This is a genomic window from Mesorhizobium sp. B2-6-2 (assembly GCF_006440615.1).
Classification (GTDB): Bacteria; Pseudomonadota; Alphaproteobacteria; order Rhizobiales; family Rhizobiaceae; genus Mesorhizobium.
The window spans coordinates 1-1,904 of record NZ_VFUG01000043.1; the positions used below are offsets into that span (position 1 = coordinate 1).

A 1,904-nucleotide genomic window follows, 5' to 3' on the forward strand; every position below is an offset into this window, starting at 1 on the left:
GCGGCGCATCGGCGCCGACGGTCGGTCGACCTTGCGAAGCTTCGCTTCGAAGGGCGCCAGGCTGAAAGAACGTCAAAGGCACAGCAAAGACCAGCGAACAGCTTAGAGAAAGCAGCAAATAGGGCTCCCTATTCGCTACTCACTATTGGCTATTCGCTCAAACAGCTTCTCGATTTGAACGTGCGTTTTGCCGACCTGGTGGTTATGGCGGAGCGGCTGCACCCGATCCCATTCCGAACTCGGCCGTGAAACGCTCCAGCGCTGATGGTACTTCGTCTCAAGACGCGGGAGAGTAGGTCGCTGCCAGGTCTGCCAAGCGCACGTTCACCTCACATCCGGATCGATCCGGACGGAGACAAATCTTCTCTCTACGATCTTAAGGCCCGCCAAACGGGAGCCTGGGCCGCGCAAGCGGCCCTTTCATTTGGCGGCTCTTGAATCTGGTAAGGTCGCACTTACCTCAAAGGACGCAAGCACACGCTTGCTCGTAGTCGCAAGCAAACGCTTGCTCGTGGTTGACGCGGGGTGGAGCAGCCCGGTAGCTCGTCAGGCTCATAACCTGAAGGTCACAGGTTCAAATCCTGTCCCCGCAACCAAATCCAAAACGGCCCGCATCCACGCGGGCCGTTTGCGTTTGTGATCGCGGGCACGAAGGGCAGGGCTCTCACCAGGCCGAATCATTCAACCCACATCGACCCGCATCGGCGCGCTCGTCATGGTGCTGCTCGCTGGCTGGAATCATGAACTGCGGCCGACGAGGACGTCAAAGTGAGCGTGGCAGCGCACTCAGGGACAGGCGTGCAACCGGGCACGAAATAATATTAGCCGGTTGAGTTTTAAACTCGGCCGGCTTCCGCGTCGCAGCTGCCTCGCAATGGTGCAGAGGTCATGGAATCGGCCGCCTGGCGATCCTCGATCGGGCGTCGGCGTCTCGACCCGATAATTTTGATCTCTGCCGATTCGGGCATGTTGGGCCTTCATCGAATCCCGACGGGTGAATTGGAAGGGTCCCATATTGCCGGAGGAGGCTCCATGCCCAACTTCGCTTTGAACGAGCATTATGAGCGCTTCATCAGAAAGCAACTCGAATCGGGCCGGTACAACGATGCCAGCGAGGTTGTCCGCGCTGGTCTGCGCATGCTGGAGGATTTTGAGGCAGAGCGTGAGAAGTGGCTGCGTGAGGAGATCCCGTCGCGCGTGGCCGAGCTCCAGCAGGATCCGGCAAAAGCTATTCCCGCCGAAACGGTGTTTTCCCGGCTGGAGCTCCGTCATCGCGCACGGCAGGCGAAAGCCAAGTAGGAGATGGAGTGCCGGATTGTCTTCCACACGAAAGTGGAAGCCGAGCTCGAGCAACTCTATGACGATATAGCCGAGCGTGCATCGCCGGCGGTTGCCTGGAATTTTGTTGTAGGCATCGGCGATCTCTGTCTTGGCTTGCCCCGCAGCGCGGCTCCGAGCGGGTGGAGATCATGCCGGGGCTGCGGATCATTGGGTAGCGTCGCGCGGTCAGTATCGTTTTCGCTTTCGACGGCGAGTTCGTGCTGATCCTGGCATCTTCTACGCGGGCCGGAATATCACGCCCGAGTCGCTGGAAGGACGGCTCTGAACCGCGGGCCAAAGGGCCGCGACGATCGACATTCGGCTAAGTGCTGGTGGCTGCTTTAGGGCGACCGCATTCACCCGGCGAAGCGGTTGTGACGGGTATCGCCGCAACGGAAGCGCCGGCCAAAATTCAACCAAGCCAGCTCACAAATTTTGCCTTCTTGGATATCTCCACGAGAAATCGAAAAAAGAGCGATCTAGGCTGTTGACAGTTCGGTCGGGCGGCGACTATATACGGCCCACGAACGAGGGCGGTGCGCCGCTGGCGACGAAGAAGTTTGCTTCTAGGTCTGCCCTCTGTT

1 protein-coding gene, 1 tRNA gene and 1 rRNA gene are annotated in these 1,904 nt (G+C 59.2%); all 3 read left to right on the forward strand.

From position 1 onward, the window contains the following. The first annotated feature begins 194 nt into the window (after positions 1–194). The 3 genes from rrf to FJ419_RS30565 all read left to right on the forward strand — a co-directional run bounded on the left by rrf (position 195) and on the right by FJ419_RS30565 (position 1,299). Positions 195–309: ribosomal RNA gene (gene rrf / locus FJ419_RS30555) — 5S ribosomal RNA — on the forward strand. Between the two features lie 210 nt (positions 310–519). Further along, positions 520–596, forward strand: a tRNA-Met gene (locus FJ419_RS30560). A 436-nt stretch (positions 597–1,032) separates the two neighbouring features. Further along, positions 1,033–1,299 carry a type II toxin-antitoxin system ParD family antitoxin gene (locus FJ419_RS30565; protein ID WP_140700827.1) on the forward strand — a complete coding sequence of 89 codons (267 nt, stop codon included), beginning with the start codon at positions 1,033–1,035 and terminating at the stop codon, positions 1,297–1,299. Positions 1,300–1,904 lie beyond the last annotated feature (605 nt).

Excerpts from the sequence above, each read along its gene's own strand:
- FJ419_RS30565 (WP_140700827.1), top strand. The coding sequence starts at position 1,033 with ATGCCCAACTTCGCTTTGAACGAGCATTATGAGCGCTTCATCAGAAAG.